Source organism: Halorientalis regularis, from assembly GCF_023698535.1.
GTDB classification, from domain to species: Archaea; Halobacteriota; Halobacteria; order Halobacteriales; family Haloarculaceae; genus Halorientalis; species Halorientalis regularis.
Genome location: NZ_JALJCL010000003.1, coordinates 155063 through 178220, shown reverse-complemented (window position 1 = coordinate 178220; position 23158 = coordinate 155063). Strand labels below are relative to the sequence as shown.

Genomic DNA, 23158 nt, shown 5'->3' with positions numbered 1-23158 from the left:
GGCCGGCTACTAAGAGACGGCGCTCGATCCGGTCATATGCCTGCCAGTGCCACGGTGTCGGCCAGATAGATACTGCCGAACAGCGTCGCGTTGTAGAGGCCGTGAACCAGCGCCGGGACGGTGAAGTTGTCCGTGATCTCGTAGACCGCGCCGAAGACCAGACTCGGGACGGTGAGGATGCTGATCGTCACGAGCGCCGCCTGTGCAGTGGCACCGACGAAGGAGAAGACGTGGATCGGTGCGAACATCAGCGTGGCGAGGACGATGGCGGCCGCAGGGCCGAACTCCTCGCGGAACCGGCCCTGGATGACACCCCGAAAGAGGAACTCCTCGCCGGGGCCGTTGAGGAGGAAGACGAAGGGGAGCAGGAACGGGACGAATTCGGGGTTCTCGGCGACGACCTGCCCGGCCTGGTTCTCCGCGGCCGTCGTCCCGGTGAGCTGGATCACGACGCCGGCGATGCTGACGAGAACGAGCGCTCCGAGCCAGCCGCCGACGATCACGCCGATCTGGCGGAGACTCGGGATCGCGGTCGGGACGAATTCCCACACGTGTCGGCCTCGATATCGGAGGTACGCGTAGCCGACGACGGGGAAGCCCACGCCCTGGACGGCGATCAGGTTCAAGATCAGGAGGCTCTGACTCGACAGGTCGAGTCCGAGACCCAGGATGAGAACGGCCATGAGGGCGAACAGCACGCCCACGCCGAGGATGATGCCGCCGATGGTGAGGCCAAGTCCCGCCGCGAGCAACCCGACGCGTCGCCAGGGTAGCGCCGTCGATACGTCCATACCGAGTGTTCGTGTGGCCGACCAAAATACCGGCGAGTTCTCATCGCCCGCCCGACGGTTCTGCTCGGGGGAGCGAACCGCCCGGCTCGCGGGTCGTTCCTCCCCGCTCACCCGTTCGGGACGTTCGCTCCGCTCGCGTCCCTCGTCAATCGTCCTCGGTGGTTACTTCGGCGGGCGACGGGTCACGACCATCGGGCGCGGTCCCGCTCCAGTCGAACCGCCGCTGGAAGTACAGCGCGACGTTGACCAGCGCGAGCAGGACGGGGACTTCGATCAGCGGCCCGACGACGGTCGTGAAGGCGACGCCGGAGCCGACGCCGAACACCGCGACCGCGACGGCGATGGCGAGCTCGAAGTTGTTCGAGGCGGCCGTGAAGCCGATGGCCGTCGTCGTCGAGTAGTCCGCGCCGATCCCTTTCCCCATGCCGAAGCTGACGAGGAACATCACGACGAAGTAGATCGTCAGCGGCACGGCGATGAGCAACACGTCACCGGGCGCGGCGACGATGTTCTCGCCCTGGGTCGCGAACATCACGATCACGGTAAAGAGGAGCGCGACCAGCGTCAGGGGATCGATCTTCGGAACGAACTGCTCGTCGTACCACCGCTCGCTCTTCCACCGGGTCCCGACGTAGCGGGTGAGGAAGCCGCCGGCGAACGGGATGCCGAGGAAGATGACGATAGCCTCGAACACCTGCATCGGTGTCACGTCGAAGGTCTGGATGCCGGCGACGAGCGCGTCCATGCCCAACAGTGGGGGCAGGACGAGGCCGAAAAACCAGACGTAGACGCCGTACGTGAGGATCTGGAAGAGGCTGTTGAACGCGACGAGACCGGTGACGTACTCGGTCGAGCCCTCGGCCAGTTCGTTCCAGACCAGTACCATCGCGATACAGCGGGCCATCCCGATGAACACCAGCCCGAGGAAGTACTCCGGCCGCGCGGGCAGGCCGGGGACGAGGCCGCTGAAGAACACGACCGCGAGCCCGAACATCAGCGTCGGCCCGATGAGCCAGTTCTGGACGAGGCTCAGACTCAGCACGCGCCAGTTGCTGAACACCGCGCGCAACTGCGAGTAGTCGGCCTTGGCCAGCGGCGGGTACATCATCGCGACGAGTCCGATCTCCACGAGGTGGAACTCCTGGATCGGACTCGTTACTTTGGGCGCGACGAACCCGAGGCCGACGCCGACGGCCATCGCGCCGAAGATCCAGACGGTGAGGTACTTGTCGAGGAAGTCCATCGACCGCGGGTCGCCACAGCTCTCACACTCACAGTCCGGGCCGTGGTCGTGAGCGGCGTTACTCATCCGTCACCTCCGCCGTGCGTTCCTCCTCGACCGCTCGCTCGATCTCGTCGAAGAGGTCGCCCACGCGACCCTCGATCTCGTCGCGGATCGCTCGCACTTCCTCGGGGTCCTGTCCGTCCGGATCGTCGAGTGCCCAGTCGCGGACGTCCGGCCCGTCCGCATCCAGTTCCAGCGTCGAACAGCCCATCGTCGCGACGTAATCACAGGCGTTCAGTTCCCCGGTGCCGATCTCGCGGGGCTCTCGGCCCGAGAGGTCGAACCCGACCTCGGCCATGACCGCCACGACTTCCTCGTGGACCGCGTCGGCGGGGTGGGTGCCGCCGGTCAGGATCGTCACGTCGTCTTCGAGTCCGCGCTCCTCGCGTTCCCGCTCGGCGAAGGCCGCCGACAGCTGGGAGCGGCCGGCGTTCTGGACGCAGACGAACGCGACGCGAACCGTCATTGGCCACCCCGCGTGTCGTCCAGCGCGGCGAGCAGTGCCTCGGCCCGCTCGGTCGCCTCGTAGTACCGCCAGGTACCGTCCTTCCGCCGGGTCACGAGGCCCGCGTCCCGGAGGTCCGAGAGCGCGTGGCTGATCGCGCTGTCGCTCACGTCGATGACGGGTTCGACCTCACAGACACACAGTTCCCGCCCGGCCGCCGTCAGCAACCGCACGATCTCGTAGCGCGTGTCGTTGCCCAGCGTCTTCAGCGCGTTCAGGTCGGTCGCGTAGTCGTCGTCGGCCCACGACCGATACTCCCGGAGCGTGTCCAGTCGCTCTTCCACGTCGGCGGCACAGCACTCCCCCGACTCCTCGGTGATGAGCCGCTCGATCCGCTCGGTCTCGCTCATACCTGCATATCTGAGCAACTGTTCATATATGGGTTTCGGAACCCGTGTCGGCGGCTGTGACCGCCGCAGAGAGTCCAGTCTGTCCCGCCGCAGTCTGCTGGTTTCACTTTCACTCCGGCCGGGGCGAGCCTTTATGACCGAAGCCGACCAACGCTCACTTGCCTCCCATTGAAAACGACGCGGAGGCAGTGAGAGCAATGACAGATTTGCGTACCCAGGCGGAAGAGATACACGAGCAGTTTTCCGATCAGCTAGAGATTTCGGTCGACGACGTCCACGAGCGACTGGAGACGCTCGTCGAGGAGTACAAGGTGCCACTCGACGAGGCGCGCCGGAGCGTCACCAGCACGTACCTCGACGAGGCGGGCATGGACCGCGAGGAACTGTCGGGCGGTGGCGGCAACGAGCAGGTCCAGGTCAGCGACGTGGACGCGGCCGAGGAGTGGGTCGACCTGACCGCGAAGGTCGTCGAGTTGTGGGAGCCAAACAGCGACGCGGTCGCGCAGGTCGGCCTGCTCGGCGACGAGACGGGCACGATCAAGTTCACGAAGTGGTCGAAATCGGACCTGCCTGAACTGGAAGACGGCGAGGTCTACCACCTGCGAAACGTCGTGACCGACGAGTACCAGGGGCGATTCTCGGTCAAGCTCAACCGGACGACGGTCATCGAGGCGGCCGACGAGGACATCGAGGTGGGCGACGACGACACGACCGTCGAGGGCGCGCTGGTGGACATCCAGAGTGGCTCCGGACTCATCAAGCGCTGTCCCGAGGAGGACTGTACGCGCGTCCTCCAGAACGGCCGGTGTTCCGAACACGGCGAGGCCGACGGCGAGTTCGACCTCCGGATCAAGGGGGTCCTCGACGACGGCGAGGACGTGCACGAGGTGATCTTCGACAAGGAGGCCACGGAGGACTTCACGGGGATCACGCTCGAAGAGGCAAAGGAGATGGCCATGGACGCGCTGGACACGACGGTCGTGGCCGACAAGATGCGCAAGGAGACGCTGGGTCGGTACTACCGCGTGACGGGGCCGACCTTCAGCCGGTACGTCCTGGCCGACGAGGTCGAGGAACTGGACGGGCCGGTGGATGCCGAAGAGACGCTCATCAAAGCGAGGTCGATCTAACATGGCAGCAGTCCCATCCCGAGAGGTCGCGCGGCGCGTGTTCGCCCGCGAGTTCAACGACGCGAGCTACACGTTCAAGGAATCGGACGACGAACGCGCGCCGGTCTACCTGTTGCTCCCGACGGGCGAGCGGGTCAACCGGATTTTCCTCGTCGGGACGCTCACCGAGACCGAAGACGTGGGCGAGGACAGCGAGTACTGGCAGGGACGGGTCGTCGACCCGAACGGCGACACGTTCTTCATGTACGCCGGACAGTACCAGCCCGACGCCGCCTCGATGCTCCGGGAGCTGGAGCCGCCGGCCTACGTGTCCATCGTGGGCAAGCCCCGGACCTACGAGACCGACGACGGCGAGGTGAACGTCTCGGTCCGGCCGGAGTCGATCACGACGGTCGGCGAGGCCACCCGCGACCGCTGGGTCGTCGAGACCGCCGAGCGGACCATCGACCGCATCCAGCGCTTCGACGCGGCCGACGAGGAAGACGGCGCGGCCGTCGACGAGTACGTCCGGATGGCTCGCGAGGAGTACGACCTGCCGGTCGAGAACTACCGCCGGGCCGTCACCGAGGCTCTGGAAAGCCTCGAAGCGGACGACGAGCAGGTCGAAGCCTCGCCCTGACGGGCCGTCGGGTCGCCGTCACGCGCTCGACTTTCTTTCACCCGCCGCGACGAACGTGCGAGCGTCTGACAAACCTTCAAGTAGGAGTAGTGACGAGTTGGGCGTACGATGGGCAACAAGAACAAGACGATCTCCTTTCGCGTGAGCCAGGAGAAATTCGAGACGCTCCGCGAGATCGCCGAGGAGCGGGATCTCTCGCTCTCGGCCGTCTTCCGCGACTACGTGGACCTGCTCGTTGCCCACGACGGCCAGGTCGAGGTCGTCCCGGAACACGAGTTGACCGACAGTACCGAGACGAGCGGGACGAGCTTCCCACCGAAGGTCGAGGTGCCAAAGAGCTTCGTGCGCGAACACGAGCGGCTTGAACTGGAAGCCGAACACCTCCGCGAACAGCTGGAGGAACACAAACGCTACGTGACGAAGCTCCGGCAGGAACTCGACGCCCACGAGGAGGGCGAGGAGGTCATCCAGCTCGAAGACCTGGACGGCGACGAGGACGAGGACGACGAACCGTCCTATCGGATCGGCAGTAGCTTCGACGAGTCGATCTGATCCGGCCGTCTCGAACCTATCGACTGTCTTCCGAGTCGGTCGCGAACAGCTGTTCCATGAGCCGTTGCTGGGCGAGTCTGAGGTGGCGGTTGACGGTGGGCTGTGAGACGCCCAGCATCGCGGCGAGTTCCTCGCCGGTCGTCTCGCGGGGCTGTTCGAAAAAGCCCGCGAGGTAGGCGGTCTCCAGCACTTCGCGCTGGCGGTCGGTGAGGGTCTCGAACAGCGTCGTGACGAGTTCCCGTCTGGTGTGAGTACTGCGCTCGACCTGGCGTCGGGCGACGAGTTCGACGCTGGGGTGGTCCTCCTGGAGCATCTCGACGAACTCGCGCACGTCGGTGCCGGTCGAGAGGTCGACGACCACGTCCATGCCGGTGTGGTCGGCGGTGATGGACTGGGGACGGCCGCCGTGGCTGACGAGTTTCGCGGCGACGAGCGGGGCGGTAGTCGTCACCTCGAACAGGGCGCCGTCGGCGTCGCTGATCAGCCGGCTATCGCTCACGGAGACGAGGCCGTCCAGCACGTCCCGGACGGCGTCGGGGTCGGCATCGTGCGCGACGAAGAAGATACGGTCGTCGTCGTCGGAGCCGGTGGCCAGTCCCTCGTACTCGACGCGGCTGTCGGCCTCGCGGGCGATGCGGGCCAGCAGGTCGTCGGCGTCCTCGAACCGGAGTTCGAGTTCCAGCAGGGTCTCGGCGTGGAGCGCCTGGCGGGTCTTGGCGGCCGTGATCGAGTTGGCGACGGACTCGCCGAGTTCGGCGAACACGGACCGTTCGAGGTCGCCGAACGCGCCGGGTTCGGTGGCGTAGACGGCGAGGACGCCGTAGGAGTATTCGTCGAAGACGAGGGGGACGGCCACGGCCGAGTGGAAGTCGTTCGCCAGTGCGGGCTTGCGCCACCCTTTCCGCTGGAGGTCGTCGACGACGTTCTCGACGATGACGGGGGAGTCGGTCCGGGCGGCCTGCCAGGCCGGTTCCGGGGTGGCCGCGGTGCCGTCGGCGGCGATGGCGTCGAGGTAGCTCTCACCCTCGCCGGCCCACTGGCGGGCGGTGACGGACTCCTCGTCGGGGTCGAGCGCCCCGATCCAGGCGAAGCTGATGGTGTCGTCGGTGACCAGTCGCTCACAGACGGCGCGTTCGATCTCTTCGCGGGCGTTCGCGCCGATCAGCGACTGGTCGACCGAGCGGATGATCTCGGTGATCTTGACCTGTCGGCGGAGCCGCTCGTTCTGGGCTTTGAGTTCCGCGTCGCGTTCCCGGAGCGCCGCCTCGCTTTCGAGTCGGTCCAGCGCGGCCTCGGTCGTCGCCACGAGCGTCTCGACGAGTTGACGGGTGGTGGCGTCGAGTCGCCCGTCACACGAGAGGGCGACGAAGACGCCGTGGTCGCCGATGGGCACGAGGACGCCGTTCCGGACGCCGTCGTCGAACAGCCCGGTGCCGTCGGTCGCCTCGCCGTCTTCGACGATGGTCCGGGTTTCGGTGACGAAGGTGTTCCACACCAGCGAGTCGGCGTCGCCGACGGTGACCGCTGGCGGTCCGTCGTAGAGGTCGGCGAAGGTGTCGGTGAACGCGGTCGGTTCGAGTGTATTCGTCTCGCTGTCGAGCAGGTAGATGCCGACCCCGGGAGTATCGACGACTTCGGTCGCCACGTCGAGGACCAGGTCGGCCACGTCGTTCTCGGTTTCGGTTCCTATAAGATCGCGGGCCGCGTCGTGGAGCGACTGCAGGGCCAGTTCCCGCTCCTTCCGGTCGGTGACGTCCATGATGACGCCCTCCAGCACCCGGAGGTCACCGTCGTCGTCGAACACCCCGCGGCCCTGTTCCCAGAGCCAACGTCGCTCGCCGTCGGCGTCCTCGATCCGGTAGGTGAGCTGGAAGGGCTCGCGGTTCTCGACGGCGTCCTGCACCGTCGTCCAGATCTCGTCGGTGTCGTCGTCGACGACCTCTTCGCCCCAGATTAGGTCGCCGTCCTCGATAGTCTCGGGGTCGTAGCCGGTCACGTCGCGACACCCTTCGCTGACGAACTCGAAGGGCCAGTCCGGTTCGTTCGCACAGCGATAGACCATGCCGGGGATGTTGTCGATCAGCGTCGAGAGTACACGCTCGCGTTCCCGGAGTTGCTCTTCCCGTTCCTTGCGCTCGGTGACGTTCCGGCCGATGCCGGCGATGGCCGGGTCGCCGTCCGGGGTCTGGACCCGTGTCGCCACGAACTCGTGGGGGATCGACTCGCCGTCCTTGGTCAGGAAATCCACCTCCTCGCGAGCCCGGCCGGTTTCACGCACCTCGTCGATGGCCGCCTCGATGTCGGGCCGATCCGCCTCGGTGAAGAAGTCGGTGGCGTGCATCGAGGCGATCGCCGCGTCGTCGTAGCCGGTCACGGCCGGGAGGCTCTCGTTCCACCGCGTCAGGTTGCCGTCCCGGTCGAGCGCGTAGAACACGTCGTCGATGGCGTCGAGGATGTCGTCCGTGAACTCTCTGTAGCGTTCGAGCTCCCGCTCCTTCTCCGTGCGCTCGGTGACGTCCCGGCTGATGCCGATGATACCGACGATTTCGCCGTTCTCGTCGCGGAACGGGTACTTGTTTTCGAGAAAGACGGCCTTCTCGCCGTCGATACGCCGGGTCCGATCGATGACGATGGACTCGCCGGTTTCGAGGATCTCGCGGTCGTCCTCGCGGATCGAGGCCGCGCTCTCCTCGTCGAACAGATCGCGGTCGGTCTTGCCCACGAGTTCGTCCCGGTCGAGCCCGAAGAACGCCGCGCTGGCCTCGTTGGCGAACTGGTAGTTCCCCTCGCGGTCTTTGATGTAGATGGGGTTGCTCGTGTTCTCGACGATCGCTCTGAGCCGGCGTTCTTGCTCTCTGCGCTGGGTTACGTCGCGTGCGACTCCGACGATGCCACCGAACTCGCCGTCGACGGTCAGGCGCGTCATCCGGTACTCGACGACCGCGTGGCTGGCCTCGGGATACGTCGACTCGTACTCCCCGCGAATCTCGTCCCGGTGGCCGTCGACCAGTTCCCGGTAGGGGTCGGTCTCGCCGTCGCCCGACTCCCGGACGTGTTCGACGAGGTGGCTCTGCGTGCCTTCGAGGTCCTCGGGCGTCGTTCGATAGAAGTTCGCGAGCGCCTGGTTGACGACCTCGAACCGGCCGTCCGCGTCGTAGATGGAGGCGGAGTCACGCATCGCGTTCACCAGCCCACGGTACCGTTCGAGCTCTCGCTCGCGCTCTTTGCGCTCGGTCACGTCCCGGGCCGAGACGACCAGTGACACCACCGCACCGTCCTCGGTGACGGGACGAATCGTCCCCTCTCTGCTGAACCGCTCGCCGGCCGCGTCGGTGAGATCCGCCTCGTAACTGACGTACTCGCCGGTCGCTGCCCGTTCGACTTTCTCCCGGATCATCGCCTGTGCGTCCTCGTGGCCGGCCCACCACGGCGTCTCCCAGAAGGGAACGCCAGCGACTGCCTCCTGATCCGCGTCGATGTAGGACATCGCCGTCTCGTTGCTCCGCCGGTGTGTCCCGTCGGGGTCCAACAGCCCGACGAGCATCCTCGGGTCCTCGAAGACGGCCTCGAATCGACTCTCGCCCCGCGGTGGCGCTGGTGTCTCGCCCTCGGTGGATCCGTTCGTATCGTCGGCGGCCGCCAGCGTCGCCGCCAGTTCGTCGAGTTCAGTCGCGAGTTGACCGACGCGGTCGTCCCGGTCTGTCGGCACGTCGATGTCGTAGTCGCCGTCCTCGAGCCGTCGCACCTGTTCGATCAGGCGGTCGATGACACCGCCGGCGTCGCGATCGACTGCGAGCCCGACGACGAGAACCGGGACGACGCCGTCACCACCGGCTATCCCGGCGAGCGCCCGGAGCAACGCGCCGCCGGTGCCCGCCAGCAGCACACTTCCGACAGCCACGAGCGTGACCGCCAGGGGCCAGTGCCATCCTCGGCCCGACCGGTCCCGACCGACCGAGCGACGGGGGACGCGAACGCGCATTCCCCTTGCTATGCACAGCAGGTTGAAAAATCTACACGATTGTTGAACTGAGTCGACACGAAGTAGCTCAAAAGTGGCAACCGAGAGCGCGAGCCTCGTGCAGGTGGCGACCGAGCCTGCCGAACCGGCCACGATCGGCACTCCCCGGTGGACCGGCCGACGGCACGGCGATCGGCCCGTCGGGGCTATACACATAGCGTCCGGATCGGGTCGATGGTTCGGCATATGTCGGCGCAAGGGATGGCGACGACAGTCCTTCGGGTGTGTATGGGAGCGCACTCACGACAGGCGGCGGTCGAACGGATCAGCACGCGAGTGATCGAGTCGATAGCGGACGCACGCGATGTCGATCCGACCGACCTCGACGTGCCGCTATACTGGGAGATCGACCTCGAAGCACTGGACCGACTCTGCGAGAGCGACACGGCTGCCCTCGAAGTCACGTTCACGTACGACGGAACGACGGTGACCGTTCGAGGCGACGGCCGTATCGAGGTCGGGAGCGCGGTCTACGAGGCCTGATACCATGTACGACGACTTCCGACAGCGGATGGGCGACACCTACGAGGAGTACGAACTCGGATCGGTCACGGTCGCCATGATCTCGGACAGCGAGAACGAACACGCCTGGATCCAATCGGACCGCACCTGCCCCGTCGAACCATGAGCAGGCACTGGCACGAAGCGACGGCGACGGGGCCGGCACCGGACCAGCTTCCGGCCCCGGATCTCCCCGCTTCGTCCGCGCCGATCAGGGTCCTCTACGCCGACGACAACGCGGAGTTCGCCTCGCTGGTCGAGGCGACATTCGGGACCGAGGAGGGGATTCACGTCGTCACGGTCGGCTCGGTCGAGGCGGCGCTCGAACAGCTCGACGGCGTCGACTGCGTCGTCAGCAACCTCGACGGCTCGACGCCGGACGGTGACGACCTGCTCGCGGCCGTTCGAGACCGGGACGAGACGCTCCCGTTCATCCTCTTTACCGTCAAATCGCTTCGTGACGTTCCCGCGACCACGTTCGACGGGCTCTGGACCGACTATCTCGAGAAGAACGGCCTCCGGTCACTGGAACTGCTCGGCCAGCGCGTCCGGCGACTCGTGGCTCACCAGGCTGCCACGACCACGGCCCAGCGGGGGCTGGCAGCGGCCCAGGCTGCACAGGAAGGCATCGCTATCGTCGATCCGGACGGGACTATCGAGTTCGCCAACACCGTCTACGCGACGCGGCTGGGCTACGAACCCGACGAGATCGAGGGGCGGCCGTGGCAGGACTGCTACACCGACGCCGAGGCCGACCGGATCGCCTCGTCGGTCCTCCCGACCGTCGCCGACGACTGGCGCTGGACCGGCGAGTGTGTCGCCCGCCGGAAAGACGGCGATACGGTCGCCCTGCAGGCCCGCATCGTCCGCCTCGAAGACGAGAGCCTGGTGATCGTCCACGACGGCGACGCGGAACAGGCCTGAACCGACCCCGTTATACCCTCGGCTTGGCGAGTACTACGTACCGATGTCAGACGACGAGCCGTCCGTTCCGGTTTTCTGTGACGACTGCGGGACCACGACCCGAGTGGCGCTGGACGACGTTGACGAGGCCATCGAGCGCCACAACGACCAGCTCCACGACGGCGAGGAGATCGCACAGGTCGACCCCGAGATCGCCGACCACCTCGCCGACCTGGTGGTCGACGATCTCGGACTCCTCGACGAGGAGTAGCTACCGCACCAGGTCCTGCCGGAGCCGTCGCGCCCGGTCGGCCATCGCTCCGTTCTCGTCCACGTCGGCCAGCGCTTCGACTGCCTCCAGCGTCCGCACCGAGTCGTCGAGAAAGGAGAGGATGTCGCCCGGATAGGCGTAGAGCATGTAGTCGTCGCCCATCACGTCGACGATGGCGTCGGGGCCCAGCCCCTGGGCGCGCAACTCCAGCAGGTAGTCGACGAACTTCTCTTCGGGGTGGCCACAGTGGGGATTGGCCTCACAGTCACAGTCCAGGAAGTCCTCGGCGAACTCCAGCACCCGGTCGCGGGTGGCGTCGTCGAGCTTGGCCAGCCCGTCGCCCTGGTAGAGGATGTCCAGTGTCGCCCCGGAGAACGCCCCCTTCGGGATGGAGGTCTCTAGCTGGGAGGCGATCTGCCGGTGGTTCTTCACGTAGATCTTGTCCGTGATGGCCACGCGTGGGTGTTCGTAGACGGTTGATGCGCAAAAGTGTCTCGGAACTGGGGGCCACGGTGTGGACCGTCACGGCCGCTCGACACCAGGCTTTTCCGCGCGGCGTCGTCGGGACCAAGCGCATGCCCGACGCTCCGATCCAGTGTCCAGTGTGTGGGTGGACCGGACAGCCGACCGACCTCGACGGTCGGCAGTCGTCGTGTCCAGCCTGTGGTGAATCGCTCGACGCCTAAGTACGCCGTCGTCCAGCCGCCGCCGACGGTCAGTACGGTTACCGTCACGCGTTCTCGTCGATCCAGTCACAGCACGCCTCGAAGCCCCAGACACCGGCACTCTCGGCGATTTCCCGGAGTGTGCCGGTTCGGCGCTCGTCGTGAAGGGGGACCGTCACCCGCCGCTGGTCGTCCTCGTTCGTCGGATGTTCGTAGGACGGTTGTGCGTGGTCGCCAGTGGTCCGTCGCCACTCGAACACGCCGACCTTGACGAGCACCGTGGCTACCTCCATGCCGGAGACGGTCCGCCGTCCCATCAATCGAGAACGTCCGGTGGTTCCTGCTCTCCGGTGGTGTTGCCGGCTGGGTCGATCCCAAGCTCGCGGAGTTCCTCGTCGGTCGGCTCGCGTCCGCGTTCTCCCTCGTGCAGTGCGACCGCGTCGTCCAGGCGCTCCAGTGCCGCCTCCCGAGATGGCCCCTGCGTCGTGACGCCGGTTTCCACGTCCTTCGCGATCCACCCGTCGTCCTCGCGCCAGAGTCGGATCGCTCCCTCGTGAGCGTCCCCGTCCCGGGTCGAACTCGCCATACACAGTGGTAGGTCCGGAATCCGCGAAAGGGGTTTGTCCGGGTCGTGTCGGTCTCTCAGGTCGTCGTCCAGCCGCCGTCGACGGTCAGCACGCTCCCCGTACAGTACGCGGAGGCCTCGCTGGCCAGAAAGAGCGCGACGCCCTTGATGTCCTCGGGCTCGCCCAGCCGCCCCATGATCGTCTCCGCTTCCATCCGCTCGTGAAGGTGGTCCATGCCCGAGTCCTTCCGGAAGGCCCCGCCGCCGATCCCGGTGTGGACCCAGCCCGGCGCGATGGCGTTGACCCGGATCCCCTTCGGGCCGAGGTCGGCGGCGGCCTGTTTCGTCAGCTGGGCGACCCCACCCTTCGAGGCGACGTAGGCCGCGACGCCGGGGAAGTCAGAGGCGATCTGGCTGAGGACCGATGCCGTGGTGACGATGCGGCCCCCCTCGTCCATGACCGCGGCGGCCTCCCGGATCGTGTAGAACACGCCGTCGAGATTCACGTCCATCACCTGGTGCCACTGGTCGATGTCGTAGTCGTCGACGGTCGCGCCCAGCCGTCCGATGCCGGCGTTGGCGAAGGCCACGTCCAGCCCGCCGAACTCCGCGGTGGTCTCCTCGACCATCGCGACGACCTCGTCGTGGTCGGACACGTCCGCCGGGATCGCCAGCGTCTCCGCGTCGAGGTCGTCCGCGACCGCCTCGACGCCCTCCACGTCCTTGTCGGCCAGCGCCAGCCGTGCGCCCGCGTCGGCACAGGCCTCCGAGATGGCCTTTCCGATGCCGCTCGCCGCCCCCGTCACGAGGACGACCTCGTCGTCCAGCCGGAACTTGTCGAGTGCGCTCATCGCTGGGGCTCACCGAAGCGTGTGACGTACTCCAGCTCCGCCGGTTCGATCTCGTCGTCGTCGAAGGCTCCCTTGGCGATGGAGCGCAGGTGTGCCTCGTCGGCGCCGTCGACGATGCGGAAACAGCGGACGTTCTCGTAGAAGTCCGCCAGCGGGAGGTCCTTGCCGATGCCGTTCCCGCCACACACCTGCACGCAGGTGTCGACGATGTCCTGGACCGTTTCGGCGGCGAACACCTTCGACATCGAGACCTCGGTGTCGGCCTGGCCCTCTTCCTGGATGGTCCGGGCGGCGTGGCGCACCATCGTCCGGGCGGCGTGGAGGCGCATCTCGGCGTCGGCGATGTCGAACCGCAGCGCCTGCTTCTGGCTCAGTGTGTCGCCGTAGGCCGAGCGCTCGTCCATGTAGGCCTTGGCGATGTCCAGCGACCGGTCGGCCATCCCCATGAAGCGCATGCAGTGGGTCAGCCGTGCCTTGCCCAGTCGTTGCTGGGCGATGGCGAGGCCACCGTCTTTCGGGCCGAGCATGTTCTCCTCGGGGACCCGAACGCCGTCGTAGACGACTTCGGCGTGACCCATACCGGACTCGCCCATGTGGGGAATGTCACGGACGTACTCGACGCCGTCGGCGTCGGCGTCCACGATGAACGCCGAGGTGCCGACGTAGGGGTGAGCGTCCTCGTTGGTCCGGGCGACGACGATCAGGAAGTCGGGCTGGCTGTGCCCGAAACTCGTCCACCACTTGTGGCCGTCGATGACCCACTCGTCGCCGTCCTTCTGTGCGGTCGTCTTCAGGTTCTTCGCGTCGGAGCCGGCCCCGTCCATCGGTTCGGTCATCGAGAAGCCCGAGGAGACCTCGCCGTTCACCAGCGGCCGGAGGTACTCCTCTTTCTGTGCCTCGGTGCCCGCCTGTTCGAGGATCTCCATGTTGCCCTCGTCGGGCGCGGCGACGTGCATCGCCCCCATCGCGAAGATCGACCGCCCGGCCTGCTCGAAGACTGGGAGCAGGTCGGCGAAGTCCATACCGAGGCCGCCGTACTCCTCGGGAATCTGCGGGCCGAACACCTCCCGCTCGCGGGCGATTTCCCGCAGGTCCTCCATCAGTTCGCGCCCCTCTTCCTGGCGGTCGGCGTCGCTCGTCGCGTCGCGCTGGCCCAGCAGTTCCCGCTCTCTGGGCAGCACTTCCTCGTCGAGGAACGCGCGTGTCCGCTCGGCCACCTCGCGCGCTCGCTCGGAATCCTGGTACGTGAGATCCATACCCTAACAGTGTGAAACCGGGGAGTTAGTTGCACTGCCGCCCTACCGAGGCTTATTTAACCCCCTCCGATAGTGCCAGGGGGATGACAACGCATTTACTGCAGACCACGCTACTCCGTGGCAATGCCAGACGAAGCCGATCTCGTCGACCGCGACCGCCTGCGGCCCTTCCTCGCGGAGCGACTGGGCGAGACCGACCAGTTCGGCGTGGAACGACACGATCAGGGATTCTCCAACGAGACGCTGTTCGTCACCTGGGGGGACCGTGAACTGGTCATCCGCCGGCCACCACCGGGCGAGACCGCCGACACCGCTCACGACGTGCTCCGGGAGTACGAGGTCGTTCACGCCCTGCAGGACACCGACGTGCCCGTCCCGACGACCGTCGCCAAGCACGAGGACAGCGACGTGATGGGCTGTCCGTTCTACGTCATGGACAGGTTGGAGGGCGACGTGATGCGCTTCGTCGAACTGGATCGCTTTTCCGACGCCGACGCGCGCCGACGGGTCGGCGAGGAGATGGTCGACACCCTCGCGGCCATCCACACTGTCGACGTGGACGCAGTGGGCCTCGATGATTTCGGCACTCCCGAAGGGTTCGCCCAGCGCCAGGTCGACCGCTGGACCGAGCAGTTCGAGTGGGCCTTCGAGGAGACGACCGCCGAGCGAGAGGTCCCCGAGATCCACCGCATCGGCGACTGGCTCGACGAAAACGTCCCCGACGAGTCGGCGCACGCGCTGGTCCACGGCGACTACAAACTCGACAACGTCATCTTCGCGCCGGGCTCGCCGCCCGAGATCGGCGGCGTCCTCGACTGGGAGATGTCGACGCTGGGCGACCCGCTCTGTGACCTGGGGTGGTTGCTCTTCTTCTGGCCCGACCCAGAAGACGACCTGACGCCGCTGATGCAGACGATGGCCCCCACGTTCACCCAGGACGAAGCCTACCTCACTCGCGGGGAACTGGTGGAACGCTACGAGGACCGGACCGGCGTCACCGTCGAGAACCAGCGGTTCTACCGCGTCCTCGCGGTGTACAAGATGGCCGCGCTGGGCGAGATGTTCTTCGCCCGCTACCTGATGGGCAACTCCGACAACACGCTCTACCAGATGATGGAAGACGGCGTCCCGACGATGGCCGACCACGCCGGCGAGATCATCGAGGGCGAACGCCCCCTCTGATGGCCGTCCACACCGTCGACCGACTGGAGGACGTGCCCGACCCCGCGCCCGACGCGACCTTCGTCGTCGTCGACGTGATCATCTCCTCGACCAGCATCGTCCGCCTGCTGGAAGAAGGCGCCCGCTACGTCCGACCGTTCGCCGACGCCGACGCCGCCCGCGCGTTCGAGGCCGAAACGGAGGGAGCCGTCCTCGTCGGTGAGCAGGGCGGCCAGCCCGTCGACGGCTTCGACTGCTCGCCGCTGCCCTCGCTGATCGCCGAGCGGGACTTCACGGACCGGCCGGTGGGCATCCTCACCTCAAACGGCACCCGCGCAGTCCACCGGATCGGCGACGACGCCGACGTGCTGATCGGCAGTACCGTCAACGCCGCGGCCGTGGCCGACCACCTGCGCGAGCGCCACGACGACGTGTGGCTCGTCGCCGCCGGCCGCCAGGGCGACCGCACGCCCGAGGACTCGGCTGGCGTCGAGTTGATTCGCCACCACCACACCGACCAGGCGACGAACTTCACGCCCGACGACCTCGCCACGCAGGTCCGCGAGAGCGGCACCGCCGAGTGGTTGCAGGGCCTCGGCTTCGAGAACGAAGTCGAGGACCTCTGTACGTTCGACACGAGCTCGGTCGTGCCGACGCTCCGGGACGGCCGGTTCGTGGACTGAGTACCCTGTCACACCGTTGCAGGGCGTTCCGGGAGTCGTAACGTATTTCAGGAGCAGGCGGCCTACCATTGAGTGCGTGTCCGGGCTGGGGTACTGGTATCCTCCAGCCTTGTGGTGGCTGGGAAACGGGTTCGATTCCCGTGCCCGGACTGACAAATTTCTTACATGAACCGAGGTGGCGAGGAGCCGCTACACTTTCACCCCGGACGGGTCGGATTTAACTACCGAACCACGAAATAGTTGTCCGAATGTCAGAACACGTTTGTCCGACCTGTGGTCGGGGATTCGACAGTCACCGTGGACTTGGTGTTCATCACAGTCACACACATGGCGAGACACTGCCGAATCGTGAATGTGCCGAGTGTGGGACGACGTTTCACTGCAAACACGAGAAAAAATACTGTTCCGAGGACTGCAGGGATGCAGCGGTCTCCTACGAGGGAGAGAACAACCCGAACTACAGCGGCGGGAAGACCGAAACGGAGTGTGAGATCTGCGGAGAGTCCTTCGACTACTATCCGTCGGAGAAGAAGGGACTCTACTGCCCCACCTGCGTCGAAACAGAAGACTGGCGGCCGGAACAGGATTTCAGCGGCGAGGACAACCCTCGGTGGAACGGAGGCAAGCAGGAGTTCGAATGTGACGTGTGCGGCGACACAGTCGAACGATATCCCGGCAGAGTGACCGGCGAAATCGTCGCCTGCGACGAAGACTGTCACCGAAAATGGCTCTCCGAGTCGTTCACCGGCGAGGGTCACCCCAACTGGGAAGGGGGCGACACTGGCAACTACGGGAAAGGCTGGAACCGAATCAGGAAACTCGCACTGGAACGGGACGGCTACGAGTGTACTCACTGCGGAAAGTCGAAGGAAGAGATCGGGCGGAACCCGGACGTGCATCACATCGTCCCCGTGCGGGTGTTCGCGGCGGCACGTGGCTTCACGAAAGCGGACGCGCACTACGAAGAGAACGTCGTGTCGCTGTGTATCGACTGCCACCGGAAGGCCGACTTCGGCGTGATCCCGAAGGCGCGGCTGTTGTCGTACGTGCCGGCGGGGACGAAGTACGGTCCACACGTGGCCCTCCCGGAGGGTGCGGGGCGCGTCGAGAGCGGGAGTCGGCGGGCACAGCGGCCCGAGAGTACGGTGCAGTGACGTTCGTGCTATATATCTCACTGAGCAGAAAGGACCCCTCCTAGAAGCGACCTTGAGGCTGCGTCCGGTAGCCGAAGGCACATGAGCACACAGTTGCTCGATCTGGGGCTCGAACCGGCCGACGTGGCGACCGACGCGGACAGCGATCTTCGATTCCGGTGTCCGGTCTGTGACGGCAGGGCGAGGACGGAAGCCGACGTGTACCGACATCTCCTCGTCGAGCACAGAAAGAGCGGTCTGAGTGAGGCGTTGCTCGACCGGGCCGAAGTCAGAGTCGAGACGGCGGGCGAGTGACCGGGCCGGTTACGGACTGGTGCCGTTCCCGGTCGGGAAGGACGTGTCGTTGCCCGGGACCGTGGGCGTGGTGCCGGGCTGGGGCGGGCCGCCGAAGCCGCCGGAGCCGGAACCGGTGCCGGTCGACGGGCCTGCGGCCTCCGGGGCTCCAGGTTCCTTGTCGCCGCTGACGAGGAAGTCGGCGAGGTTGGTGAGGAACACGTCGTTGTCGGCGACGGTCGCGCTCGCCGGTTCGAGGAAGTTCGTGTCGCCGACGGTGACGACGTTGCCGGTCTTGGCGGCGACCGTGTAAGTACTGCCGCGACGGGTCGAGGAGAGTTGGGCGTCTTGGCTCTCGACGACTGCCGTGCTGTCGCTGCTGGTCGCCAGCGGCGTCGCGTCGTCGAAGACGAGGCGGTCGACGCCCTCGGTGAGCGAGCTATCGCCGCTGGGCTGGGCGTAGATCCGCTGGAAGTTGTTGGCGTTGTCCGTCATGTCGAACAGGTAGCCAGCGCCGAAGGAGACGCCGAAGTTCGCGGCGAGGTTCGTCGGCTGGCCGGGCGTGACGGTGCTGCCGGTCGTCCCACCGAGGGGGTTTGGAATCGAGATGGACTGGCCACCGGATGAGGGATTGACCGGGTCCGCCAGCATGAGGACGCGGCCGCCGGCCTCGGCGAAGGCGTCGATCCCGTTGATCTCGCCGGCCGTGTACGTGCTGGCGGGGTTGGCGACGACGAACGCGTCGGCCGAGCGCAGCGTCGCGTTGAGCCCGGACGAACCGCTGGAGATACCGCCGGAGAAGCCGCCGGTCCCGCCGGAGCCGCCGGTGTAGAACCGCACGTTGTGGCCGTCCCGGACCAGCGCGTCCACGAGCGGTTGCATCTCGCTCTCGCTGAGCGCGTTACCGTGGCTCTTGTCGATGACGACGGTCTTGGTCGCGTCGCCTTCGGGTGTCCCGACGCTGCCGCCGTCGTCGACGGCTGTCGGGAGCAACTGGTCGTCGTAGGCTGGTGCGTCGACGCTGGCGTCGGTCGACGAGTCGGACAGGAGCGTGCCGGTGGCGACCGTGGCGGCCACGATTACCACGACGACGACTGCGAACACGCCGACGCCTTTCAGGAGATCAGTTCGTGCCATTGGTTCTCACCTCGATCTGGGCCGCAGTGTCGGGGGTGTTCAACTGGCCGTGCAACATGAGGTACTGGGTGGTGTCGACCCCGGTGTACTCGAAGGTCGCTTCGGTCGTCGCGCCGGTGGCGTTCAGCCCGATCCGACTCAGCGGGCTCGGCGTCGGTGACTCCATCCGGACGGTCTCGTAGTCCGAGAGGGATGCCCGTTCGGCGGCCTCGTCGACGGCGGCCCCGAGGCCGCCGATCTCGTCGGCCAGTCCGACCTGAATGCCGCGGGTGCCCGAGTACACTTTCGCGTAGGAGAGTTCCGACGCGGAGATGTTGAGGTCACGCTCGGCGACGACGCTCCCGACGAACGCACGCCGGAGCGTTTCGACGCGGCGGCGCGCTTCGGATTGTGTCGCGGTCGTCGTCTTGTCGGGACCGGTGGTGATCTGGTTGTCGGGCGCGCCCTGTGGCGGAACGACCGCTCGCACGCCGATGCTCCCGACGGTACTGGCCGGCGTCACGAAGATTTTGTCGGCGGGCGCACTCATGTAGTACGACCCCGACGCCGCTGTCCCGGTGACGGCGACGACGACGGGCAGCTGCTCGCTGGTCTGTTTCACCGCGAGATAGAGTTGTTCGCTCGCGGAAGCGAGGCCGCCAGGGCTGTTGACGTCGAGGACGACTGCCTCGATGGAGTCGTTCTGGCGCGCTTCGCGCAGGTCCGCCATCGCGGCGGCGGCGGTGTCGCCGGTGATCGTCCCGTGCATCTCGACGACGGCGACGGTGCCGTCGGGCCCCGTCGACGCGCCCCAGGCGTAGGGGACGAGTGCAGCACCGACGAGCAGGCCCACGACGGCGAACACGACGACCGGACCGCCGAGGCGGTCGAGGAGGCCAGGATCCCGGTTCATGCCGTCGCACCTCCCGGAGTCGCGCCCGTGTCGGTCGCGGGAACGCCTAACGAGACGTTCTCGAAGCGGATCGTCTCGTTCACCCGTTGTCCGTCCTCGATCCAGGTCGACTCGATCCGCCGGGGGACGACCTGCTTCGTGTCGACCCAGACGCGGCGCTCGGGCCGGGTCGCGGCGGCGTCGTCCGGCGGGGTGACCGAGAAGACCGCGGTCGAGCGACCGTCGAGTCGCTCGGTCCCCTCGAAGACGACCTCGTTGTCGCGCACGAGGTCGGCGGCGACCGTCCCGAAGCGCGCGCTGGCCTCGGCGTCGGCGTCGGCCCCACCGGCGAACAGCTTCGCCGACGGGTTCTCGATGACGGCGACCTCGCCGGCTTTCGGGCCGGTTTCGTAGGCGATCCGGAGCGAATCACCTTTGTCGAAGGTGACGGTCGCCCGTGTGGTCTCGGTCTCGTCGCCGACCGTGACCCGCTGGATCATCGTCGCCTGGAACCCGTCCAGTCGTTCGTACCGCGATTCGACCTGTTCGGCGACGGCCGATGGATCGTCGACTCTCGTCCCGGGTGCCCCGAGACAGCCGGCCGTCACGAACACGAGACCGACGACGCCGAGTAACGCGCGCCGGTGTCGGCTCCGCAGTGGTGGTGACATGTTTCGTCCTCGCCTACACGGACGACCCACATGTCCCTCTCGCGGAGTTTCTGGGCCAGCACACTGGCCACAAGGTTTATATAAATACCGCGGTCCGGGTTCGCGGAGATGAGACGTGTTTCAACCGCGTCCACAGACACGAGGTTATATATCTTCCGGCCACCTTCTCTCGCGGTAGCGTGTACGACTGGAGTTGTCGCCACTGTGAATACAGCGTCAGTGCCGGTGACAAGCGAGCGCTGATCGATCAGGTGAAGTCCCATCTCGTGCGAAGTGGAGGTGGCATTCTGGTCTACAACTCGCCGACCCGGACCGACGAAGGGCCGGCCTGTACCGACCTCCTCACCGTTCGGGACGTCCCGAACACAGGGGTGCTCTGGATCACGAAGTCACCTGCCGAGCGCCTCGACCTGTGGCGGCGACACGCCGACGGGTGGCCACAGCGGTTGCAGCTGCTCGTTCCGCCGTCCGCGACGGTCACCGAGGACCTGTTCGATCGGTCCGCGATCACCGACGGGCCGGCCGAAGTGACGGAACTGTCGAGTACGTCACTGGAGAAACTGGGGCGCCAGATCGCCGACAATACGTCGACACTCGCCGAGGAGTGTCGATGCACCACCGTCTGTTTCGACAATCTCTCGAACGTCATCCACGAGTTTGGGAACCGCTCCGTCTTCAAGCTCGTTCACGTGCTCAACGTGACGATGCACAACGCTGGTGCGCTGGCCCACTACCATATGGAACCGGAGACCCACATCGGGTCGACGACCCACATCTTCGAGCAGGAGTTTCAGTTGTTGCGTGACTGGTCGGGCGAGGAGCCCGAACTCTCCCTCCCGTGAGGTCGCTGGCTCCATCCGGCGCAGTGTCGGAGCGCTTTACTTCTCTCGTGACAACCCCCTCACATGGTGGAGACCTACGAGGCGGCGGGGTGGGACGAGGCGCTGGCTCGTGCGCGACAGGTGGGGTACGGGAACCGTGTCGTCGTTCCCAAGGCGGCCGAGCCGAGCTTGCCCGAGTCGGTCGACCTCCGGCCGTCGAACTTCCCGTGGTCGATTCACGGCGGCGCGGTCCGGGTCTACCGGGAGGACAGTCCGGGGGAACACCTCCAGCTCAAGGAGTTTCGTGATCGGTGGACGCTCTCGCTCGACCGTGTCAACCCCCACTACCAGCCGTTCGGACACGCTCGCAACGACGTCCCCGCGGCGGCGCTGGCCTCGCTCCCGCTGTTTGCGGCTACCCAGTCGGTTCGCCTGGCCGGCGGGCTCTCGGCGGCGGCCATCGAGAAACAGGGATCGCTGGTGAACGACGGGCTCGTCCCGCTGGTCGGGCGGATTCTGATCTGAGCGGTCAGTCCCCGTTACCTCTTTTGCTCGTGGGTTCGTCTCCCGAGTGAATGCAGGTCGCACTGGTCACGGTGGGAGACGAGTTGCTCGCGGGGGACACGGTGAACACGAATGCCTCGTGGCTGGCCGCCAGGCTCGCCGAGCGGGGCGTGTCGGTCCGGCGCGTGCTGGTCGTCCCCGACGAACGCGCCGAGATCGCCGAGCGCGTCCGGGCCTACAGCGAGGCATACGACGCCGTCCTCGTCACCGGCGGGCTCGGGGGGACGCCCGACGACGTGACGATGGCCGCCGTCGCCGACGCGTTCGACCGCGATCTCGCGGTGGACGACCTGGCGCTGGCAGACGTGGAGGAGACGCTCGAAGCTATCGCCGGCGACTATCCCGACCTCGAAGTCGACGCGAGAGCCGAGGCGACGATTCCGGCGGGGAGCCGTCCCCTCATCAACCGCGGTGGACTCGCGCCCGGGTGTGTGATCGAGAACGTCTACGTCCTCCCGGGCATCCCCGACGAGATGCAGACGATGTTCGAGGACATCGAGGAGGAGTTCGAGGGGGAGTCGGTCTCGCAGTTCCTCTACACGGAGAAACCGGAGGCAAACCTCGTGGAGGCGCTGACCGACGCGGGCGCGCAGTTCGACGTGACCGTCGGCTGTTACCCGGATCGGGACGCGGGACACAACCGCCTGAAGGTGACTGGGGACGACCCCGAACAGGTCGACGCCGCGACCGCGTGGCTGGCCGCGGAAGTGGACGCGGACGAGGAACCCCGCGACGGGGACGACTAATCGTCGTCGGCGGCGACCGCCGGCCGGTCGGCGAACTCGACTGCCGTCCCGTCTTCGCGACACGCTTCCAGCGCGTGCTTCGCACCCATCCCGGCGGCCTGGGCGACGCCCGACTGCCCGACGCCGACCTTGAGGTCCACGTCGACGGCCTCGTTGACGTGGTCGATGGCGTCCCGATAGTCGTCCGTGTCGAGGTCGGCACAAACCGCGATGACGTTGTCGCCGCCGACGAAGAATGACAGCGACTCGTGGGCCTGGCGCATGTACCGCATCAACTCGGCGTAGCCCTGTTCGATCCGAATGAACGTGTCGAACTCGTTGAGTTCGTCCGTGTACTTGCCCGTCGCGTCGTTCACGTCGAAGTGAGCGATCTGTACGTCGTCGTCCGTGCGCTCGGTCTCGGCCAGCGTCTCGCCCCGAAGGATCTCGCGACGACTCTCGTCCTGTGCGCTGCCGGCGTCCTGGAGGCGGTCCGAGGCGCGCCCCAGCGCGGCGACGGGTGAGGAATCGACCGCGACGCTGATGCTCGCGGTGACCGGGTAGCGGTTGCCGATGGATTCCTGCACTAGCGCGAGGTCATCGATATCGAGTCCGTTGGTCACGGCGACCATGTTGTCGAACCGGCCGAAGAAGGCGTATCCCTGGCGGTTGCCGACCAGCTGTGACACGTCGGCGTACAGCCGCGACTGCATCGTCTGGAGGTCGACCTCCCGGCGTGGCGTCGGCGTGACTGTCCAGGGTCCGTAGTTGTCGATCTGGATCAGCGTAACCTGCGTATTTGTCACGACACTCGTCGTTCGGACGGGAGCGGT

The 23158-nt window shown here is 66.6% G+C and carries 28 protein-coding genes; 14 read left to right on the top strand and 14 right to left on the bottom strand.

Annotated elements, in window-relative coordinates; translation table 11 throughout:
• Positions 1-32: 32 nt before the first annotated feature.
• The 4 genes from MU521_RS04955 to MU521_RS04940 all read right to left on the bottom strand — a co-directional run bounded on the left by MU521_RS04955 (position 33) and on the right by MU521_RS04940 (position 2931).
• Positions 33-791: a CPBP family intramembrane glutamic endopeptidase gene (locus MU521_RS04955; RefSeq protein ID WP_092687923.1), complete on the bottom strand. Its 759-nt coding sequence runs from the start codon at positions 789-791 to the stop codon at positions 33-35.
• A 145-nt stretch (positions 792-936) separates the two neighbouring features.
• A complete protein-coding gene (gene arsB / locus MU521_RS04950; RefSeq protein ID WP_092687926.1) occupies positions 937-2100 on the bottom strand; it encodes an ACR3 family arsenite efflux transporter in 1164 nt (387 codons plus the stop codon).
• Positions 2093-2542 carry an arsenate-mycothiol transferase ArsC gene (locus tag MU521_RS04945; protein ID WP_092687930.1) on the bottom strand — a complete coding sequence of 150 codons (450 nt, stop codon included), beginning with the start codon at positions 2540-2542 and terminating at the stop codon, positions 2093-2095. Before MU521_RS04945 ends, arsB begins: the two co-directional genes overlap by 8 nt.
• A complete protein-coding gene (locus tag MU521_RS04940) occupies positions 2539-2931 on the bottom strand; it encodes an ArsR/SmtB family transcription factor (RefSeq protein WP_092687933.1) in 393 nt (130 codons plus the stop codon). The genes MU521_RS04945 and MU521_RS04940 overlap by 4 nt, the downstream gene beginning before the upstream one ends.
• A gap of 197 nt (positions 2932-3128) precedes the next feature.
• On the opposite strand from MU521_RS04940, the gene MU521_RS04935 reads away from it, so the two are divergent.
• From MU521_RS04935 to MU521_RS04925, 3 genes are all read left to right on the top strand, one after another.
• On the top strand, positions 3129-4061 hold the full coding sequence (locus MU521_RS04935; protein ID WP_092687936.1) for a replication factor A: 933 nt from the start codon (positions 3129-3131) through the stop codon (positions 4059-4061).
• A 1-nt stretch (position 4062) separates the two neighbouring features.
• Entirely contained in the window at positions 4063-4680 is a 618-nt protein-coding gene (locus MU521_RS04930; RefSeq protein WP_092687939.1) for an RPA family protein, read from the top strand.
• Positions 4681-4788: 108 nt separating this feature from the next.
• Complete coding sequence (locus MU521_RS04925) at positions 4789-5232, top strand: DUF8146 domain-containing protein (RefSeq protein ID WP_092687942.1); 444 nt, start codon at positions 4789-4791, stop codon at positions 5230-5232.
• 16 nt (positions 5233-5248) lie between these two features.
• Here the strand turns inward: MU521_RS04925 and MU521_RS04920 are convergent, their stop codons facing one another.
• On the bottom strand, positions 5249-9214 hold the full coding sequence (locus MU521_RS04920) for a PAS domain-containing protein (RefSeq protein WP_175452763.1): 3966 nt from the start codon (positions 9212-9214) through the stop codon (positions 5249-5251).
• Between the two features lie 267 nt (positions 9215-9481).
• Here MU521_RS04920 and MU521_RS04915 point away from each other — a divergent pair, with 267 nt between their 5' ends.
• The 4 genes from MU521_RS04915 to MU521_RS04900 are packed head-to-tail and all read left to right on the top strand — an operon-like array spanning position 9482 to position 10928.
• On the top strand, positions 9482-9736 hold the full coding sequence (locus MU521_RS04915; RefSeq protein ID WP_092688396.1) for a HalOD1 output domain-containing protein: 255 nt from the start codon (positions 9482-9484) through the stop codon (positions 9734-9736).
• A gap of 4 nt (positions 9737-9740) precedes the next feature.
• Entirely contained in the window at positions 9741-9881 is a 141-nt protein-coding gene (locus MU521_RS04910) for a hypothetical protein (RefSeq protein ID WP_175452764.1), read from the top strand.
• A complete protein-coding gene (locus tag MU521_RS04905; RefSeq protein ID WP_092687949.1) occupies positions 9878-10678 on the top strand; it encodes a PAS domain-containing protein in 801 nt (266 codons plus the stop codon). The genes MU521_RS04910 and MU521_RS04905 overlap by 4 nt, the downstream gene beginning before the upstream one ends.
• Before the next feature lie 43 nt (positions 10679-10721).
• Complete coding sequence (locus MU521_RS04900; protein ID WP_092687952.1) at positions 10722-10928, top strand: DUF8149 family protein; 207 nt, start codon at positions 10722-10724, stop codon at positions 10926-10928.
• Here MU521_RS04900 and MU521_RS04895 read toward each other — a convergent pair whose 3' ends face one another.
• The 5 genes from MU521_RS04895 to MU521_RS04875 all read right to left on the bottom strand — a co-directional run bounded on the left by MU521_RS04895 (position 10929) and on the right by MU521_RS04875 (position 14265).
• The gene (locus MU521_RS04895) at positions 10929-11384 is read right to left on the bottom strand and encodes a DUF5814 domain-containing protein (RefSeq protein ID WP_092687955.1); all 456 of its coding nucleotides are present in this window, start codon (positions 11382-11384) and stop codon (positions 10929-10931) included. It lies immediately after the preceding gene.
• 274 nt (positions 11385-11658) lie between these two features.
• On the bottom strand, positions 11659-11910 hold the full coding sequence (locus MU521_RS04890) for a type II toxin-antitoxin system HicA family toxin (RefSeq protein ID WP_092687962.1): 252 nt from the start codon (positions 11908-11910) through the stop codon (positions 11659-11661).
• Positions 11910-12179 (bottom strand): type II toxin-antitoxin system HicB family antitoxin, encoded by a 270-nt coding sequence (locus tag MU521_RS04885; RefSeq protein WP_092687965.1) that lies wholly within the window; start codon positions 12177-12179, stop codon positions 11910-11912. The genes MU521_RS04890 and MU521_RS04885 overlap by 1 nt, the downstream gene beginning before the upstream one ends.
• 56 nt (positions 12180-12235) lie before the next feature.
• Positions 12236-13009: an SDR family NAD(P)-dependent oxidoreductase gene (locus tag MU521_RS04880; protein WP_092687968.1), complete on the bottom strand. Its 774-nt coding sequence runs from the start codon at positions 13007-13009 to the stop codon at positions 12236-12238.
• Positions 13006-14265 (bottom strand): acyl-CoA dehydrogenase family protein, encoded by a 1260-nt coding sequence (locus tag MU521_RS04875; RefSeq protein ID WP_092687971.1) that lies wholly within the window; start codon positions 14263-14265, stop codon positions 13006-13008. The genes MU521_RS04880 and MU521_RS04875 overlap by 4 nt, the downstream gene beginning before the upstream one ends.
• Positions 14266-14388: 123 nt before the next feature.
• Between MU521_RS04875 and MU521_RS04870 the strand changes: the two genes are divergently transcribed.
• The 4 genes from MU521_RS04870 to MU521_RS04855 all read left to right on the top strand — a co-directional run bounded on the left by MU521_RS04870 (position 14389) and on the right by MU521_RS04855 (position 17557).
• Entirely contained in the window at positions 14389-15447 is a 1059-nt protein-coding gene (locus tag MU521_RS04870; protein ID WP_092687974.1) for a phosphotransferase family protein, read from the top strand.
• Positions 15447-16109 (top strand): 2-phosphosulfolactate phosphatase, encoded by a 663-nt coding sequence (locus tag MU521_RS04865; protein ID WP_092687977.1) that lies wholly within the window; start codon positions 15447-15449, stop codon positions 16107-16109. The genes MU521_RS04870 and MU521_RS04865 overlap by 1 nt, the downstream gene beginning before the upstream one ends.
• A 248-nt stretch (positions 16110-16357) precedes the next feature.
• A complete protein-coding gene (locus MU521_RS04860; protein ID WP_092687980.1) occupies positions 16358-17263 on the top strand; it encodes an HNH endonuclease in 906 nt (301 codons plus the stop codon).
• An 81-nt stretch (positions 17264-17344) separates the two neighbouring features.
• The gene (locus MU521_RS04855) at positions 17345-17557 is read left to right on the top strand and encodes a hypothetical protein (RefSeq protein ID WP_092687983.1); all 213 of its coding nucleotides are present in this window, start codon (positions 17345-17347) and stop codon (positions 17555-17557) included.
• A gap of 9 nt (positions 17558-17566) precedes the next feature.
• Here the strand turns inward: MU521_RS04855 and MU521_RS04850 are convergent, their stop codons facing one another.
• From MU521_RS04850 to MU521_RS04840, 3 genes are read right to left on the bottom strand one after another with little or no spacing between them, the layout of a single operon-like run.
• The gene (locus tag MU521_RS04850; protein ID WP_175452765.1) at positions 17567-18673 is read right to left on the bottom strand and encodes a motility-associated ABC transporter substrate-binding family protein; all 1107 of its coding nucleotides are present in this window, start codon (positions 18671-18673) and stop codon (positions 17567-17569) included.
• Entirely contained in the window at positions 18660-19565 is a 906-nt protein-coding gene (locus tag MU521_RS04845) for a S49 family peptidase (RefSeq protein ID WP_092687986.1), read from the bottom strand. The genes MU521_RS04850 and MU521_RS04845 overlap by 14 nt, the downstream gene beginning before the upstream one ends.
• On the bottom strand, positions 19562-20215 hold the full coding sequence (locus MU521_RS04840) for a LolA family protein (protein WP_092687989.1): 654 nt from the start codon (positions 20213-20215) through the stop codon (positions 19562-19564). Before MU521_RS04840 ends, MU521_RS04845 begins: the two co-directional genes overlap by 4 nt.
• A gap of 179 nt (positions 20216-20394) precedes the next feature.
• Between MU521_RS04840 and MU521_RS04835 the strand changes: the two genes are divergently transcribed.
• The 3 genes from MU521_RS04835 to MU521_RS04825 all read left to right on the top strand — a co-directional run bounded on the left by MU521_RS04835 (position 20395) and on the right by MU521_RS04825 (position 22346).
• Positions 20395-21057 carry a DUF7504 family protein gene (locus tag MU521_RS04835; RefSeq protein ID WP_092687992.1) on the top strand — a complete coding sequence of 221 codons (663 nt, stop codon included), beginning with the start codon at positions 20395-20397 and terminating at the stop codon, positions 21055-21057.
• A 63-nt stretch (positions 21058-21120) separates the two neighbouring features.
• Positions 21121-21561 (top strand): hypothetical protein, encoded by a 441-nt coding sequence (locus MU521_RS04830; protein ID WP_092687995.1) that lies wholly within the window; start codon positions 21121-21123, stop codon positions 21559-21561.
• Between the two features lie 50 nt (positions 21562-21611).
• Positions 21612-22346 carry a competence/damage-inducible protein A gene (locus MU521_RS04825; RefSeq protein WP_092687998.1) on the top strand — a complete coding sequence of 245 codons (735 nt, stop codon included), beginning with the start codon at positions 21612-21614 and terminating at the stop codon, positions 22344-22346.
• On the opposite strand, the gene MU521_RS04820 is transcribed toward MU521_RS04825, so the two are convergent.
• Positions 22343-23131, bottom strand: coding sequence for a GTP cyclohydrolase III (locus MU521_RS04820; RefSeq protein WP_092688001.1), 789 nt, complete (start codon positions 23129-23131; stop codon positions 22343-22345). The two genes, MU521_RS04825 and MU521_RS04820, sit on opposite strands and share 4 nt — an antisense overlap.
• Positions 23132-23158: the final 27 nt, after the last annotated feature.